At 62.7% G+C, this 15158-nt stretch carries 19 protein-coding genes; 17 read left to right on the top strand and 2 right to left on the bottom strand.

Going from position 1 to position 15158, the window contains the following annotated elements:
- Positions 1-42: 42 nt before the first annotated feature.
- Positions 43-972 (bottom strand): pseudouridine-5'-phosphate glycosidase, encoded by a 930-nt coding sequence (locus tag OO25_RS16765; protein ID WP_040181328.1) that lies wholly within the window; start codon positions 970-972, stop codon positions 43-45.
- A 150-nt stretch (positions 973-1122) separates the two neighbouring features.
- On the opposite strand from OO25_RS16765, the gene OO25_RS16760 reads away from it, so the two are divergent.
- The 3 genes from OO25_RS16760 to OO25_RS16750 all read left to right on the top strand — a co-directional run bounded on the left by OO25_RS16760 (position 1123) and on the right by OO25_RS16750 (position 3099).
- Positions 1123-2265 carry a DSD1 family PLP-dependent enzyme gene (locus OO25_RS16760; protein WP_040181325.1) on the top strand — a complete coding sequence of 381 codons (1143 nt, stop codon included), beginning with the start codon at positions 1123-1125 and terminating at the stop codon, positions 2263-2265.
- A gap of 371 nt (positions 2266-2636) precedes the next feature.
- A complete protein-coding gene (locus OO25_RS16755; protein WP_227513933.1) occupies positions 2637-2822 on the top strand; it encodes a helix-turn-helix transcriptional regulator in 186 nt (61 codons plus the stop codon).
- Positions 2823-2898: 76 nt separating this feature from the next.
- Positions 2899-3099 (top strand): hypothetical protein, encoded by a 201-nt coding sequence (locus tag OO25_RS16750; protein ID WP_037210192.1) that lies wholly within the window; start codon positions 2899-2901, stop codon positions 3097-3099.
- On the opposite strand, the gene OO25_RS16745 is transcribed toward OO25_RS16750, so the two are convergent.
- Positions 3093-3671 carry a hypothetical protein gene (locus tag OO25_RS16745; RefSeq protein WP_040181322.1) on the bottom strand — a complete coding sequence of 193 codons (579 nt, stop codon included), beginning with the start codon at positions 3669-3671 and terminating at the stop codon, positions 3093-3095. The genes OO25_RS16750 and OO25_RS16745 overlap by 7 nt on opposite strands.
- A 132-nt stretch (positions 3672-3803) precedes the next feature.
- Between OO25_RS16745 and OO25_RS16740 the strand changes: the two genes are divergently transcribed.
- From OO25_RS16740 to OO25_RS16675, 14 genes are all read left to right on the top strand, one after another.
- Positions 3804-4118: a hypothetical protein gene (locus tag OO25_RS16740; protein WP_040181319.1), complete on the top strand. Its 315-nt coding sequence runs from the start codon at positions 3804-3806 to the stop codon at positions 4116-4118.
- A gap of 103 nt (positions 4119-4221) precedes the next feature.
- Positions 4222-4755: a lytic transglycosylase domain-containing protein gene (locus tag OO25_RS16735; protein WP_052465693.1), complete on the top strand. Its 534-nt coding sequence runs from the start codon at positions 4222-4224 to the stop codon at positions 4753-4755.
- 16 nt (positions 4756-4771) lie between these two features.
- Complete coding sequence (locus OO25_RS16730; protein WP_040181317.1) at positions 4772-5053, top strand: TrbC/VirB2 family protein; 282 nt, start codon at positions 4772-4774, stop codon at positions 5051-5053.
- A 15-nt stretch (positions 5054-5068) separates the two neighbouring features.
- Complete coding sequence (locus tag OO25_RS16725) at positions 5069-5347, top strand: type IV secretion system protein VirB3 (RefSeq protein WP_040181315.1); 279 nt, start codon at positions 5069-5071, stop codon at positions 5345-5347.
- Positions 5337-7715 (top strand): type IV secretion system protein B4, encoded by a 2379-nt coding sequence (locus OO25_RS16720; RefSeq protein ID WP_040181314.1) that lies wholly within the window; start codon positions 5337-5339, stop codon positions 7713-7715. The genes OO25_RS16725 and OO25_RS16720 overlap by 11 nt, the downstream gene beginning before the upstream one ends.
- Entirely contained in the window at positions 7712-7921 is a 210-nt protein-coding gene (locus tag OO25_RS16715) for a hypothetical protein (RefSeq protein WP_040181311.1), read from the top strand. Before OO25_RS16720 ends, OO25_RS16715 begins: the two co-directional genes overlap by 4 nt.
- Complete coding sequence (locus OO25_RS16710; RefSeq protein ID WP_040181309.1) at positions 7918-9030, top strand: transglycosylase SLT domain-containing protein; 1113 nt, start codon at positions 7918-7920, stop codon at positions 9028-9030. Before OO25_RS16715 ends, OO25_RS16710 begins: the two co-directional genes overlap by 4 nt.
- Positions 9027-9794, top strand: a complete 768-nt coding sequence (locus tag OO25_RS16705) for a type IV secretion system protein (RefSeq protein ID WP_040181306.1) — start codon at positions 9027-9029, stop codon at positions 9792-9794. The genes OO25_RS16710 and OO25_RS16705 overlap by 4 nt, the downstream gene beginning before the upstream one ends.
- Before the next feature lie 8 nt (positions 9795-9802).
- A complete protein-coding gene (locus OO25_RS16700; RefSeq protein WP_081855478.1) occupies positions 9803-10228 on the top strand; it encodes a hypothetical protein in 426 nt (141 codons plus the stop codon).
- Entirely contained in the window at positions 10229-11242 is a 1014-nt protein-coding gene (locus OO25_RS16695) for a type IV secretion system protein (protein ID WP_040181303.1), read from the top strand.
- Between the two features lie 17 nt (positions 11243-11259).
- Positions 11260-11940, top strand: a complete 681-nt coding sequence (locus OO25_RS16690) for a virB8 family protein (RefSeq protein ID WP_040181300.1) — start codon at positions 11260-11262, stop codon at positions 11938-11940.
- Between the two features lie 5 nt (positions 11941-11945).
- A complete protein-coding gene (locus tag OO25_RS16685) occupies positions 11946-12668 on the top strand; it encodes a TrbG/VirB9 family P-type conjugative transfer protein (RefSeq protein WP_040181297.1) in 723 nt (240 codons plus the stop codon).
- Between the two features lie 2 nt (positions 12669-12670).
- Positions 12671-14095: a TrbI/VirB10 family protein gene (locus tag OO25_RS16680; RefSeq protein ID WP_040181294.1), complete on the top strand. Its 1425-nt coding sequence runs from the start codon at positions 12671-12673 to the stop codon at positions 14093-14095.
- The gene (locus OO25_RS16675) at positions 14095-15093 is read left to right on the top strand and encodes an ATPase, T2SS/T4P/T4SS family (protein WP_040181292.1); all 999 of its coding nucleotides are present in this window, start codon (positions 14095-14097) and stop codon (positions 15091-15093) included. The genes OO25_RS16680 and OO25_RS16675 overlap by 1 nt, the downstream gene beginning before the upstream one ends.
- The last annotated feature ends 65 nt before the right edge of the window (positions 15094-15158 follow it).

Genomic DNA, 15158 nt, shown 5'->3' with positions numbered 1-15158 from the left:
GCGGGCCAAAACTGGATCGCCACTTCACCGCTCTCAAGCGTATCAAGGGCGGGACGGTGCGTGGAATGCAACGGCAATGTCGGCGGCCAGCCGTGCATTGTTCTTCACCAGCGCGATATTTGCCTTGAGGCTCCGCCCCTCTGACAGCTCGAATATGCGTTGTAGCAGAAAGGGCGTTACCGCCTTGCCGGAAATGCCTTGCGCCGCCATCTCGGATTGCGCCGTTTCGATATAGCCGTCGATGATATTGGATGGGATTTCGTCATCCGCCGGGATCGGGTTCGCAACAAGGAGCCCTGCCTCGAGGCGAAGGTCGTCGCGGACCTTCTGAAATTCGGCGATCTCGTTTGCACTGTCGAGCCGCAGCGGTATCTCGAGGTCAGACTCCGCAGTCCAAAACGCCGGAAGCGTGTCCGTCCGATACCCCACGACCGCGACGCCTTGGGTTTCCAAAACTTCCAGTGTCTTCGGCACGTCCAGAATAGCCTTCGCTCCAGCGGCGACGACCATAACATCGGTCTTTCCCAATTCCGTTAGATCCGCTGAGATGTCGAAGCTTGTTTCGGCCCCGGCATGCACACCGCCAATACCGCCCGTGGCGAACACCCGGATGCCGGCCATTCGCGCAACGATCATCGTGGCTGCAACGGTAGTTCCGGCTGATTTCTTCTGAGAGATCGCAAACGCAATGTCCGCACGCGAGATTTTTAGGGCGTCCGATACTTTCGCCAAGCGACTCAGCTCTTCTGCATCGAGGCCGATTTTCAGGCGTCCATCCAGAACGGCAATGGTGGCGGGAACAGCACCGCGATGGCGGATTTCCTCTTCGACGGATATCGCCATGTCCATGTTTTCAGGAAACGGCATGCCATGCGTGATGATCGTGCTCTCAAGGGCAACGACCGGTTTTTGGTTGTTCAAAGCGTCCAGTACATCCGCGTGGACATCAACAAAATGGGGCAGGGCGTTCATGGCAGTCTGTCGTCCTTGAAAAATTTAGAAGCGGCTTCATTCCTGTTCTCTTCAAGCATTCTCTATTTCAATTTTCGCCCGAACTCGAGAGGTTTACTAACGCAAAATCAAACTCTTATGGTGTGTGCTTCAGTGCGCTAGACTGCTCGCATGTCTGATTCATACCTCTCCGTTCTTCCCACCCCCTGCTTGCTGGTCGACGAGGCCCGCATGAAACGCAACGTTGACCGATTATCGCGCCATGCAACGTCTCTTGGGGTAACGTTGCGGCCCCATCTGAAGACGATCAAAAGCGTCGATGCAGCGCGTTATGTGCTGGAAAACGGCAATGGGCCTGCCACGGTTTCGACGCTGGCAGAGGCTGAGGTTTTTGCGAGGGCAGGGATCACGGATATTCTCTATGCTGTGGGGATCAGCCCGGACAAACTGGACCGTGTCGTAGCGCTGCACCGGCAAGGGTGCAGGCTGACGGTGCTGCTCGATTGTGCAGCGCAAGCCAAGGCGGTAGCCGCAGCTTCCAAAACCTCTGGAATAACTATCCCGGCAATGATCGAGATCGATAGCGACGGGCATCGCAGCGGATTAACGGCAGACGATCCCGCTTTGATCGAAGTTGGGCGGATCCTGCACGAAGGCGGCGCAGAGTTGAGTGGCGTCTTGTGCCATGCAGGCGAAAGCTATGGCGCTGTCGGCCGAACGCAGCAGGCGATATGCGCAGAAGAGGAACGGCTTGCCGTGGTCAATTCTGCGGCCATGTTGCGAAAATCTGGTTTGCCCTGTCCCGTAGTCAGCGTTGGATCCACCCCAACCGCCCACGCCGCGCAAGACCTGACGGACGTGACCGAACTTCGCGCGGGCGTCTATGTCTTTTTCGATCTGGTGATGGCAGGGATCGACGTGTGTGACATAGGCGATATCGCGTTGAGTGTTCTGACAACGGTCATCGGACACCAGGCGGCCAAGGGTTGGACCATTTGCGACGCAGGCTGGATGGCTATGTCGCGGGACCGAGGCACAGCCAATCAGCGCGTCGATCAGGGTTATGGGATTGTCTGCGATGTAGCCGGCACGGTGATACCTGGTTTGATCATGATCCAAGCCAATCAGGAACACGGCGTGATCGCCCGTCGGCCTGATTTTGGTGGTGCGGTCCCTGAGCTTCCAGTGGGCACCCGCTTGCGCATCTTGCCTAACCACGCGTGTGCAACAGCTGCGCAACATCAGCGGTACCATGTCATTCCTGAAACCGCTGGCGCAGATCTTATGACATGGGCGCGGTTTGGTGGCTGGTAGCCAACGCTTCCACGCTTCTCGCTCCATCCGGCCTCGCCAGCGTCGGAGTCTTTCAGATTGCGTATCAGCGGAAGTAATTAGAATAAGATAGAGTCTCGGAAACTAGGCGGAGTGCAACATTATTTAACATAAACTTCATTATGCGTGACTGACGCTGTTTCGTGTCATGGTGTATTGACGGTCATCGCTACTCGCCCTAGTAGCATTTGCAACACCAAGTACCCGGAACTGCATGCACATTGGTCCTCTGTCTCTAAGCACCGATTTTCGATTTTTCTGCTCCCTCATCTTCGAATGTAACATATATCGCGTGGCGATATTTCGTGCACCGTGTCCGTTTCGCGGGCATGAACTTGCGGGACCGTGTAGCATTGAACATCCAGGACTTGAGACGCGCCCGCGGCCTCAGCCAGGAAGCGCTTGCTCATCAGGCCAACGTAAGCCGCGGTCACATGGGCAGGCTCGAGAACTCGAAGTTCGCAGCCTCCCTCGATCTTCTCGAACGCATCGCCCGGGCGCTAAACGTCGATCCCGAAGAGCTTTTCGCGAAGCGCTAATCCGCTTCCCGAGGCTTTGATCCCGCCCCGATTACGAAAGACAGAACGGCAAGAACGGTACGAGTGGCGCGGTTACATGGCGAAGAGAAAGACAGGCTGGCCTTTCCAGGAAGGGTTTCTGAACGACGGTGCGCAGGAGATTCACCTGTTCACCGATTACCGTTGGAATGATGGCTCGGTGAGCCGCCGCTGGCATGTCGATCCTGATGGCTATGATACCTGCCTTGCCGAGCTTCGCCCCATTTCGCTGAAGGCATCGGGCGATCCGAATCAGTAGGAGAACCACTCCGAGTGGCCCATGTTGCCCTCGTAGTCGCCGTATTCGACCATGATGCTGCGGGAATAGAAGTGCCATAGGCCTCCGCTGGTCGGGTAGGCGATTTCCTGCCCGCTTTCGGAGACGAATGTCGCGGGCCAGGGCGTGTGGGAACCGTAGACCCGCTGGATGTAGCGGCAGGTCCGGTTTTCGCGATCGCAGGAGCGGATCGACCAGTCCCACTGGCGCGGTTCGTCGCGCGGCTCGTAGGAGCGCCCGGTGAACCAGATCACATGAGTGCGGTTCAGCCATTCATACTCCGGCAAGTTTGTATCGAGCTCGCCCTCTCCGCCGGGCCCACCCAGCTCGACCGGCACATGGGCAAAGGTGCAGACCCCGAAAGGCGGCAGGCTCGGCCAGGGTGTGATCCGACGAATCATCGTGCGATAGGCCCGCGCGCAGACGGCACTCGGTGGGAAACCACCCGCCATGCAGAGCATGATGGCGCAGTCGATATCATAGGCCTGCGCCTTCACCGGCACCCCAAGAGCACCAAACACCCCGATTATCGCCGCCATCGCCTGCCGTTTCATGTCACTCTCCCGCAAAAGTTGCGGCAACTATCGTGCAATTTGTTTTTTTCTGCAATATGTCGTATTGACTCTATATGTCTTTATGGCCTTAGTGTCGTGAAGTAGAAGGGCTCTCGTGGGGAGAGTCCGAACATGCCGATAGCGCGCAACCAGATCCTGATCACCATCGATGGTGTGAAAGACCTTCAAGAAGAAGGCATCGCGTTCCGCTGCCGGTATGAACTCGTAGGGTTCACGGACGATGGCAAGCCGCGCTACCAGTGCATCTACCTGCGCGCGGGCGAGCCGGAAGCCATTCTGGTCTCGACCCGGATCACCCCACACGGACCTGAGCCGCGGTATTTCAACATATGGCCGGGGCTCTTCAAACATCATCTCGAGTTCGGTGACGGGCGCGATCTGCGCTTTGGTCCTGACTACAGCATCACCCTCGAGGAGCGCGGCTGACGTCATCGCCTTCGGTCGCGACGGCACGGCCCGGACCTCGGGCTGGACTTTCCACGGCGCGAGGCCTGCCTGGGCGGGGCTGGATGATAGCGCTGAGGCCGAAGTGGTTCTGGCCTCGCTGGTCGCCACGCCGCCGTCCGGACGCGACGACATCCTCTCCCTGATCCGGACGACTGCTGATCGCCATCAGGGGAACCGTGCCCTGCGCCAGGTTAATCTGCGCGCCAACGACTGGCAGGTCCTGTTCCGAGCACTGGTCGAGGCCGAAAGCAGCTACAACCCAACTGCCGTCAGCCCCAAGGGCGCCTATGGTCTCGGCCAGCTGATGCCAGACACGGCCCGCGGCCTCGGAGTCGATCCGCGCGATCCCTCCCAGAACCTCGATGGCGCGGCGCGCTATCTGCTCGCGCAGCTCGCCACGTTCAAGGACATCGACCTGGCGCTCGCAGCCTATAATGCCGGGCCGCACCGCGTGATCGAGTATTCAGGCGTCCCGCCTTTCACCGAGACCCGCGACTATATCGCGCGCATCCATCGGATCCGGTCCCGGCTGGCAGGTAAGCCTGTTTCCGCTCCGGACATCCGCGTCGCAGACGGTGTTCCAGCCCGCGCGCCCGTCCTCATCGATCTTCAGTAAAACAAGGAAACTTCGCATGCTCCGACATCGCCTCAGCCGCCTCTTGCCTGTCGCCACAACCTTGGCGGCTTTCGCAACGCCAGCCCTCGCGCAAGACTTGTCACCGATCCAGACCATGCTGGAAACCGTTGAGGCTGCCCTGACCGGTCCGATCGGGATCGCGGTCGCCACGCTCGCGGTCATCGGCACCGGTTTCATGTGCATGATGGGGCGGCTCAACTGGGGCTGGTTTGCCTCGGTCATCATCGGGATCGTGCTGATCTTCTCGGCCGGCACCATCGTTGACGGCTTCTCCTGAGATCCGAGTAAAGCAGTGGCAGAACGATCCCCCCTTTTTCTGGGCCTCGCCCGTCCGCCCAAGTATCTGGGCCTCCCCGTCGGATACCTCGTGGTGCTGGCGACCGGGGTCGTTCTGCCGTTCATCTGGACGAAGTCGATGATCTTCTTCCTGATCGGGCTCGTCGCCTATCCGATCCTCTGGTTCGTCGCCGACCGCGAGCCACATTTCTTCGAAGTGCTGCGCGTTTCCTACGGCTCGGTGCGCCCAACGAAGAACCGCCAGCTTCACGGAGGTGACAGCTTTGGCGCTTGATGCAGGCACTCTTTCCACTCACGGAACAGCCCTGCATCAAGCGGGCGGCGGGGCGTTCGCGCGGGAGAGCTATCTCGCCGAACACCTGCCGTATTTTGCCCTCGCCGATGACGATGTCATGGTCCTGCGCGAGGGCGATCTCCTGGCGACCCTGCGCCTCGACGGGCTGAACCCGATGACCACCGAGGATGCCCGGCTCGATGCGCTCAAACGCGCGGTCGCAGCCATCGTCGCCCAGACCGGCAACGCCTTCGGTTTCTACGTCCACCGGATCTCCGTGCCGCAGGATCTCGGCATGCGCCCTATCGAGGGAGACAGTTTCGCAGCCGCGATCGACGCGCGCTGGCAGGCCCATGTCAAAGACCTGCGACCGGCCAAGCGCCAGCTCTATCTCAGCGTCATCAGGCGGCCCGACATTTCGGCGCGCATTCCGCTCCTGCGCGCGCTGGCCCGCAAGGCTTGGGTCAAGGACCGCGCGACACGGATGCAGGAATTGAACGAGGTCATGGGCTTCTTCGAGGTTGCGCTTGCCTCGGCCAACCCCGTCAGGCTCACGAAATCGGGCGGCGAGTGGCTGGGCTACCTCAACACGCTGAACGCAGGCAGCTTCTCCCCCATCGCCTTCGGGCAAAGCGCCCTGCCCCTCTCGCATACCTTGAGCAATTGCCGCGCGACCTTCGACGGCGACGTTGTCACCCTCACCGACGCCGTGACCGGTCAGGTCAAATACGGCGCGCTCTTTTCGATGAAGACCTACCCGGCATTGACCGATGTGACGCTGCTCGACGCGCTCGACCTGCCGCTCGACATCGTGCTGACGAATTCCTTCAGCCCGATCCCGAACAATATTATGGCCGAGCGGATACAGCGGATCATCCGCCAGATGCAGGCTTCCGACGATGCCGCCGTCTCCCTGCGCGAACAGCTGGGTCAGGCCGCCGATGACCAGGAGGCGGGGCGCATCGCCTTTGGCGATCATCACCTCTCGATCGCCGTCTATGCCCCAGACCGCGACACGCTCGAACGCGCCGCCGCCCAGATCAAACGCGTGGGCCAGGAGATCATGTCTGTCATCGTGCGCGAGAACATGGCGCTGAAAGCCACCTACTTCGCGCAATCGCCCGGCAACTTCGGCTACCGGGCGCGCAAGACGCCGATCTCCTCGATCAATTTCGCGGATTTCGCGGCGCTTCATGGCAGCGTCGAGGGACGCGGACGTGACCAGTCGCCCTGGGGTCATACCATTTCGGTCCTGCCGACGGTCGGCACCTCCGGTTATCGCTTCAATTTCCACGAGGCGGGCAGCCCCGGCAAGGAACCGACCGTCGGCCATACGCTGGTTCTGGGACGCACCGGCACCGGCAAGACACTGACCACGGCTTTCCTCGCAGCCCAAGCGCAACGGGTCGGCGCGCGGCTTTTCTTCTTCGACAAGGATCGCGGCCTCGAGATGGCGGTCCGCGCCCTTGGCGGCCGCTACAACGAAATCCGCGCGGGCGTGCCGACTGGTCTGAACCCGCTCGCCACCGAGACCGACGAGCGCGGCCGCGCCTGGCTCTCGGACTGGCTTGCGACCCTTCTCACGCGCAACGGCACGCTCTCGGGAGAGCAATCGCGCCATATCCAGAGCGCGGTCGGCCAGAACGCCGACGCGGGGGCAGGCCTGCAACGCTTTGTCAGTTTCGAGACCCTGTTCCAGTCGCTTGATGACGATGGCGAGTTGCAAAGCCGCGTCGCCGAATGGGCGCCGGGTGGGCGCTACGGTTGGGTCTTCGACGAGCCCGAGCGCGGCACAGGCCTCAAGCTCACGGGCGATATCGTCGGGTTTGACATGACCGAGATCCTCGACATGACCACCGAGCGGATGGCGGTGCTCTCCTATATCTTCCGGCAGATCGAACGTGTGGTCGAGGATCGCCGCCCGACCATCATCGTGCTCGACGAGGCCTGGAAGCTCTTGGACGATCCCTACTTCGGGGCACGGCTGGAAAACTGGCTTGTGACGCTCAGGAAGATGAACTGCGTCGTGATCATGATGACGCAATATCCGAGCCAGCTGCGCGACAGCCGCGTCGGCAAGACCATCGTCGAGACGGTGCCGACGCAGATCCTCTTTCCGAACGACCGCGCCACCATCTCGGATTACGACTTCCTGCGCGTGAACGCCAAGGAGGCCGCCCTCCTCGTCCAGCCCACCATCGGCCAGCGCATCGCGCTCGTGCGCTCGGCGGGCGACAGCGTCTTCGTCGATGCGGACCTCTCTGCGCTTGGCGACCTCCTTCCCATCCTTGGCGGCGGCGCCACTGGCGAGGCCCGTGTGCCCGCCGATTGGCGCGCCAATCCCGATTTCTGGAGACATGTACTATGAGTTCGAAACCCTTCCTTGCGCTCTGCGCCGCCGCAAGCCTTCTCTCTGCTTGCGAGAAGTACACCGAGAAAACCTCGCCCTGCTTCGGACGCAATGGCGAGCCGCAGGTGACGCGGTCCGCGTTTTCGGTCTCGACCATGGGCGCAGCGGCTCACGCAACGGCCAAGCCCGACTGCACATTCGAACCCCTGCCCCGTCCGGAATGAGCCGTGTCGCGATCATATCTGCGGGGCTCTGCCTTGGCCTCGGCGCCCTGCCCGCGCTCGCCCAGGGCGTGCCGACGCAGGATAATTCTGCGATCGGACGCGCCATCGCGCGGGTGACGGCATTGGCCGAAGATCTGGGCGTCCAGCAGGACATGGACCGCACCGAGTCCACTCTGGCCGATGTGCAGGCCGACCAGCTGCGCGTCCTCGAGGAGATGACGGCGGCCATCACCGGTCCCGGCTTCGACATCCGCGCGCTCGAAGGGAATGCGGATTTCGGGGTGGCGGCGGTCTACCCGAACACCGATCCAAGCCCGATGAACAGCCGCCTTTTCGGCGAGGGCCGCGAGACGGTCGAGATGATGATCGTCGAGGTCGCGGGCGAGTTCGCAGGCGCCCCCGGTGTGGCCCGCGCCGGTCTCTCGGCCACCCAGTGGCGCTGTCTCTTCCAGGCCCTGATCAAGCAGGAGAGTCGCTTCAACGTCGCCGCACAGAGTCCGGTCGGGGCCTATGGCCTGACCCAGCTCATGCCCGGCACCGCCTCCGATCTCGGCGTCAACCGCTATGACGTGAAGGACAACCTGCGCGGCGGCGCGCGCTATATCACGACCCAGCTCAACCGCTTCGGCAATATCCCCCATGCGCTGGCGGCCTATAACGCAGGGCCGGGACGCGTGATCGAATATGGCGGCGTGCCGCCCTTCGCCGAGACCCAAGGCTACGTCCGCAACATCTCCAAATTCTACAATGAATACCTGGCCGTGGTGGGGGGCGCCGACGCACTTGGCACGCTCTCGCCCTCGGATTTTGCCCTCGCCGAATATGCCAGCATCTCGGAGGCCGGCGTCTATTACGGCGCCGACAGTTCGGCGACCACTGAGCAGGTCATCAACCGCCTCCGCGCGATCATCCTGCAGATCGATGCCCAACCCAATGCCAAGGCGGCCTGGGAGCTCAACACCTACGCCAAGGCCGAGATCGGCCGCATCCTCACTCTTCGTGTCCGGCTGATGGCCGCCAACCAGCAACGCGAGGCGGCTTACGCGCAGCACCTCGTCGCCGACCGGTTGGCGGAGCGCGACTTCATGCAGATGGGAGTTCCCGAATGAGACAGCTTCTCCTGACCGTGGCCGCCGTCACAACACTTGGGCTCGCCTCGCCCGCCGCGGCTCAAGGTGTCCCGACTTTCGATGGATCGCAGCTTGGTCAGCTTGTGGCCCAGCTCGAGCACATGGCCGAGGACCTGAACGTCCAGATGCAGCAGCTCGCCACCATGCGGCTGGAGTTGGAAACCCAGCTGTCGCAGCTTACCAACCTCGAGGCGCAACTGACCTCGCTGATCGAGGGCAGCGGGTTAGGTGAACTTTTCGCCACTGTCGAAGAGTTCCGCGCGCTGCGCGGCAAGCTGGTCGCGCCCCTCAATACCGCGCAGTCTTTGGCCAGCGGCGATTTCCTGAGCGGCTTCAATCCGGGCGCGGAACTCTCGGCCTCGGTCGAGCGGGTGCTCTCTGGCAGCGGTTTCACGTCGGAACGCCTGGGGACACTCTCAGGCTCCGACCAGCCTACCGACAACCGGATTGCCGCCTCGGCCGGGGCCAGCGCCATGTTGTCGGTCGCCGCGCAGGAAAGTCATGAAGAGGCCGGTCAAAGCCTCGAGCGGCTCGAGACCATGGTCGGGCTGATCGATGATCAGGACGGCCTCAAAGCCGCGGTTGATCTCAACACCCGCGTCACCGCCGAGCTTGGCATCATCCTGACCCAGATCTGGCGGCTGGAAGCGGCGCAAGGCGTCAGCGCTGGCCAGCTCGGCGTCGTCGATGCTGCGACCCTCGCCGATGAGCGCAAGTTCCGCTCGATGGCGGTGGATCCATGAGAATGTCCATGACCCACAAGTTGGCTTCAGTTCGGGCTCTTGGTCTTGCCGCTCTTGTCTTGGCCGCACTTCACAGTGCCGCACTGGCCAAGACCCCGAACACCGAACCATCCGGCGACACGCCCTTCAGCTCGATGGTCGTCGCGCGGGACGAGGCCGACGACTGCCGCGTCCCGAAACCGCCCGCCGATCTGGCCGAGACCGCGTACCTGCGCAATGGCTACCGCGCCATCCTGCGCATCCTGATCGCCGAAGAAGCGCTCGTTTCGGAAACCTGCACCTGCCTGCTGAGTCAGTTCACCTGGCATCAGGCGCTCACCGCCCTGCCCCGGTTCCAGACCTCGAACAACCCACGCCTGCCGTTCAAAGTGCTGGATCTCTACGCCAAAGCCGATGCGCTGGAAGCCCAGGTTACGGAGGCATGTGCCGAGTAAATGGGGGTCATTCGCGACATCCTCGGCCAGGTCGACGCTGCGGTGAACACCGTGGCGCAGGACGGCTTTGTCTCCTCGGCGGCCTCGGTCGGCAATGTCATCTCGGCGGGCGCGACCCTCCTTGTCGTCCTTCTCGGGATCAACGCGGTGATGCAGCTCCGCCCCCTGCCCTTCGGCACCGGTTTTGCCTTCGGGATCAAGGTGGCACTCGTAGGGATCTTCGCGCAGAGCTGGGACAACTTCAGCGTCATCTATGGCATCGTCACAGAAGTCCCCGACTCCGTCGGCGCCTCGATCCTCGCGCTCACCGGCTCGGGCGACGAAGCCGGGGTCTATGAGAGCCTCGACAACATGGTTGCCCGCATCACCGCCTATGGCGATACGATCGGCGACCGCGCAGGCTGGGTCTTCGGCGCGGTCCTCGGTGCCATCTTCTTCGTCCTTTCCGCCGTCTTTGCCGCCGTAACCGCCGGGATCATCGCCTTCGCCCGCATCGTTTTCGCGCTGATGATCGTGATCGCCCCCTTCATGATCGTGACTTCGCTCTTCAAACCGACCCAGTCCCTCTTCGAGGCCTGGACCCGCGCCACCATCGGCTACGCGCTCATGCCCGTCGCCGCCGCCGGGGCCGCGGGCATCATCGTCGCCATCGCCGAGGCCATAGGCGACGCCTCCGCCGATCCGGGCGATGTCGAGACCGTCAGCCTCATTCTGCCCTTTCTCGTGATCCTAATCCTCAGCGCCGGGATCATGGCCTCGGTGCCCAACATCGCCTCAAACCTCACCGGTGTCGTCGGCATTGCCTCCAACGCCGCGGGTCTGACCGGTCTCGCCCGCCAGGGTTTTGTGAACACGCGGGAGTATGGCACTGGCGCAACCTCACGTCTTGTCACCGGCAAATCCCCACATGAGCTGAACCAGATGGCCAATGCGGGCGTGGTGAAGACCGGCGAGATGATTCGCCAAAGCCCCGGCGCGCTCCTCTCCGCCGCCAAATCCTTCCGCAAACCCTGATGTGAAAGACGACTGACGTGAAGAAGCTTGTGACCAGTTCCACCTCGCCTGACCGCGACGCTTTCGAGGCGGATTTCATCTACGGGCCAAGGCGACGCGAGCGCTTTGCATGGTTTGTCGCGGCAGCAGGGGTGCTGGTCGGCGTGGCCGGCATGGTCGCGGGCGCGAGTCTTTTTCCCCTCAAATCGACTGAAACCTTCGTGGTCGTGGTCGACAAGGAGACCGGCGAGATGGACCGGGTCGCGGCGGTGCAGGCACTGACGCTCTCTGAGAGCGACGCCATCATCCAGGCCAATCTCGTATCTTACGTCGACGATCGCGAGACCTATGACCTGACCGATGGCGAGCAGCGCATCAACTCGGTGCTCGACCGCTCCGACGGCGATGCCGCGCGCACGCTACGCGATCTCTGGTCGTCCACCAATGAAGACTACCCGATCACCGTCTACGGGCGCGACGCCAAGATCGAGGTGGTCATCAAGTCCGTGAACCAGATCGAGCGCGGCGTGGCCCAGGTCCGCTTCACCCGCACGCTGCGCCGTCCCCGCGACACCCGCACCGTCACCCGGTCTTACGTGGCCACCGTCGGCTACGACTTCCAACCCGAAACCCGCCAGCGCCTTCAGGACGTCTGGGCCAACCCCTTGGGCTTCGTGGTGACCTCCTACCGCGTCGACGCCGAGACCCTGGAGAACTGACCAAGATGAAATCCCTGCCCGCGCTCCTCCTGGCGCTTGCCCTTCCTGTTGCCGCCCTCGCCGAGGCCACGCCGCAAGGCGGTCCGCTCGACATCCGCATCCGCACCGCCGTTTATAATGAAAACCAGGTCTACCGGATCGAAACCGATCTTCGACATTCGACGACGATTCATTTCGGGGCGGGCGAGCGGTTCGAGGCGGTGATCGTCGGCGACACCGAGAGCTTCCAGGTCGATCCGATCCCCGAACTTGGCAATGTGCTGACGATCAAACCACATGTGGCGCAGGCCTCGACCAACATGACGGTCATCACCAACCGACGCACCTACTCTTTCCATCTGCGCGAGGGTTCGATTCCGAACCGCACCGGAATGTTCTTCGAGGTGCGCTTCCGTTACCCCGACGAGGAACGCCGCGCGACGGCGGCTACCCAGCCCAAGGGCATTGAGGCGCCGCGCAACTACAACTACCGCGTCTCGGGCGAGGGCGACTTCCGCCCCAGCCATATCTATGACGACGGGCGCTATACGTATTTCGTCTTCCCGGAGAACGGTCGCCAACCCGCCCTCTTCAAGGCCGATGACCAGGGCCGTGAGCGCACCGTCAACTGGACCCAACAAGGCAACACCGTCCGGGTGCTCGGGGTGAACACCTACTGGACGCTGCGCATCGGCGACGAGGCGATCTGTGCTATGCGCGACGAGAGCGCCATCTACGTGAGCAACTGACCATGGCCGATCAAACCCCTCCCGATCTGCAGGACCGTCTCGATCAATTCAGCCAGCGCGGTAAATCCAAACGCCGTGGCAACAGCCTCGGGGTCGGTGCCTTCGCCGCCGCCCTCGCCCTTGGCGGTGCCGGGGTCGCGTATTTCCTGGCCACCGGCCTGCAGGAGGGCGACAGCGCACTCGAGACCTCCGATGTCGAGACCTTCCAGGACCGCCGCCCCGGCACCGGCGGGCGGCTGGAGTTTCCACCCGACGAGACCGAGCAACGGGTCAATGACGCGCTGATCGCCGTCGAGGAAGCACTCGACGTGCCCGCGGCCCCTGCCCCGGAACCGAACGCCGAAGTGCTGGCCGAGATCGCCAAACTCCGCGAAGCTCTCGCCGCCAGCCAGGCCGCCCGCAACTCGGAAATCCAATCCGCCGTCGCGGACCTGCGCGAAGCCTTCGACGAGCAGAAGGCAGCACTCGAAGCAACGCTTGCCGCAAAAGAAGTTGAGCTTGCCAACCTGCAGCGCCAGACCGAGTCCCGTATCGCCGGGTTGCAAGCCATGCTAGATGCCGAACGGGCGCAGCGGGAAGGGCTCGAGGCCGAGCTCGACCGTGAGGGGCTGATTGCTGACCAGCGCCTGCTCGAGGAACGCCGCAGGCAAGAAGAGGAACAGCGTCAGCGCGAGGCCGAGCGGATCGCCGAAGAGCTTCTGACCGCGCAGATCAAATCCCCCGCCGTGGTCTATGCCGACGGTCCGCGTGGCGGCCAAAGTGGCGCGGCGGTGGCCGATCCGGCGGCCGCAGGCACCGGGGGACCCGTGCTTTCGGGCAATGAGCAATTCCTGCAGACCGCCCGCCCGCTCGAGGTGCAGGAAGCCACCCGCCTCGCTTACCCTGAGCGCACCCTGACCCAAGGGTCCGTCATCCAGGCGGCGCTCCAGACCGCCATCAACAGCGATCTGCCCGGGTCTGTCGTCGCGGTCGTCTCTGAGCCGGTTCCGGCGTTTTCCGGTGACCGGATCCTGATCCCCCGAGGCTCCCGCCTTTTTGGCCAATACCGCTCGGGGATCGAGATGCATCAGAAACGTATCCTCATCCTTTGGACCCGCGTCCTGACCCCGGACGGCACCTCGATGGAAATTGCCGCCGTGGGCGGGGACCAGCTTGGCCGCTCGGGACTAACCGGTCTTGTCGACACCAAATTCGCTGAGCGTTTCGGCGGGGCAGCGCTGATTTCCGTGATCGGGGCGGCACCGGCCGTTGCTGCGGAGAGTGCCAATAATGAAACCACAAGCATCGTCCTGGGCGATGTCGGCAGCGATCTTCAGGACGCGGTCGGGTCCGTCATTGCCGATCAGGTCTCGATTGCGCCGACGATCTATGTCGATCAGGGCGCCTCGGTCACTGTGCTCGTGGATAGAGACGTGGTGATTTACTGATGGATCAGGCCTCGCCAGCCTCCTACCTCGAGCGCTATCTCGACCCGTTCCGCGACCTCCTGAGACGGGACGACGTGGTCGAGATCGCGATCAACCCGGACGGAAAGGTCTGGCTGGAGGTCGCGGGCGACGCCACCATGCGCCACGAAGGCCAGACCGTGGATCGTATCACCGCTCTCAACATGGCCCAGACCATCGTCGGCGACGCCAAGGCCCGCGTCTCTGAAAAGAACCCCCTCGTCTCCGGCAAGGTAGAATATGCAGGCCGCCCCCTCCGGGTCCAGGTCGCCGTTCCGCCCGCCATCGATCGCGGCGCCTCGATCACCATCCGCCTCTTTGCCTCGGGCAGCGTCCGGGATTACGCCCCCGCCTATCTCTTCGGCAAAGCCGTCTCGCTCGATGCCCTCCGCGCCGAGAAGATGAAAAACATCGCCTCCCTCGCCGAAGAGAACCTTGAGGCCGCGCTGCAAACCCTGGTCGAGGCACGGCTCAACGTCCTGATCAGCGGCGGCACCTCAACCGGCAAGACCACGTTCGCTCGTCACCTCCTGACGCATGTCAGTGAGCACGAACGGCTGATCACCATTGAGGACGCCTTCGAACTCTTCCCCGGCCAGCCGAACACGGTCGCCCTCCTGGCCGACCGCGGTGCCGGCTCGCAACGCAGCGCCAACGCCCTCCTGCAGGCCTCCCTCCGTATGCGCCCCGATCGGATCATCGTCGGCGAGTTGCGCGGGGCCGAGGCCCTGACCTATCTCGAGGCGATCAACACCGGCCATGGTGGGTCGGTTTCAACCATCCACGCTGAAACCGCAGAACTCGCCATCGACCGGCTGGCGATCATGGTGCTGCAGGCTGGCACACCGCTGACCTTCGCCGAAGTGCGCGAATACATCCGGAAATCCATCGATGTGATCGTCCAGCTTGGGCGGGCTGAGGGGAAGCGCGGGATTACGGAGTTCTATTTGCCGGTGGGTGGATTGGTGCGCCAATCCTGACAGGCGCTTGCACTGCAAGAGATTTAACAGCCCCTAACTAAAACCAAACCATATCTTGGGATGAT

The organism is Phaeobacter sp. S60 (assembly GCF_000826845.1).
Lineage (GTDB): Bacteria > Pseudomonadota > Alphaproteobacteria > Rhodobacterales > Rhodobacteraceae > Phaeobacter > Phaeobacter piscinae.
This window is presented reverse-complemented; position numbering and strand designations above follow the sequence as displayed.

Excerpts from the sequence above, each read along its gene's own strand:
- OO25_RS16765 (WP_040181328.1), bottom strand. The coding sequence starts at position 972 with ATGAACGCCCTGCCCCATTTTGTTGATGTCCACGCGGATGTACTGGAC.
- OO25_RS16760 (WP_040181325.1), top strand. The coding sequence starts at position 1,123 with ATGTCTGATTCATACCTCTCCGTTCTTCCCACCCCCTGCTTGCTGGTC.
- OO25_RS16750 (WP_037210192.1), top strand. The coding sequence starts at position 2,899 with ATGGCGAAGAGAAAGACAGGCTGGCCTTTCCAGGAAGGGTTTCTGAAC.
- OO25_RS16745 (WP_040181322.1), bottom strand. The coding sequence starts at position 3,671 with ATGAAACGGCAGGCGATGGCGGCGATAATCGGGGTGTTTGGTGCTCTT.
- OO25_RS16740 (WP_040181319.1), top strand. The coding sequence starts at position 3,804 with ATGCCGATAGCGCGCAACCAGATCCTGATCACCATCGATGGTGTGAAA.
- OO25_RS16730 (WP_040181317.1), top strand. The coding sequence starts at position 4,772 with ATGCTCCGACATCGCCTCAGCCGCCTCTTGCCTGTCGCCACAACCTTG.
- OO25_RS16715 (WP_040181311.1), top strand. The coding sequence starts at position 7,712 with ATGAGTTCGAAACCCTTCCTTGCGCTCTGCGCCGCCGCAAGCCTTCTC.
- OO25_RS16710 (WP_040181309.1), top strand. The coding sequence starts at position 7,918 with ATGAGCCGTGTCGCGATCATATCTGCGGGGCTCTGCCTTGGCCTCGGC.
- OO25_RS16705 (WP_040181306.1), top strand. The coding sequence starts at position 9,027 with ATGAGACAGCTTCTCCTGACCGTGGCCGCCGTCACAACACTTGGGCTC.
- OO25_RS16700 (WP_081855478.1), top strand. The coding sequence starts at position 9,803 with ATGACCCACAAGTTGGCTTCAGTTCGGGCTCTTGGTCTTGCCGCTCTT.
- OO25_RS16695 (WP_040181303.1), top strand. The coding sequence starts at position 10,229 with ATGGGGGTCATTCGCGACATCCTCGGCCAGGTCGACGCTGCGGTGAAC.
- OO25_RS16685 (WP_040181297.1), top strand. The coding sequence starts at position 11,946 with ATGAAATCCCTGCCCGCGCTCCTCCTGGCGCTTGCCCTTCCTGTTGCC.
- OO25_RS16680 (WP_040181294.1), top strand. The coding sequence starts at position 12,671 with ATGGCCGATCAAACCCCTCCCGATCTGCAGGACCGTCTCGATCAATTC.
- OO25_RS16675 (WP_040181292.1), top strand. The coding sequence starts at position 14,095 with ATGGATCAGGCCTCGCCAGCCTCCTACCTCGAGCGCTATCTCGACCCG.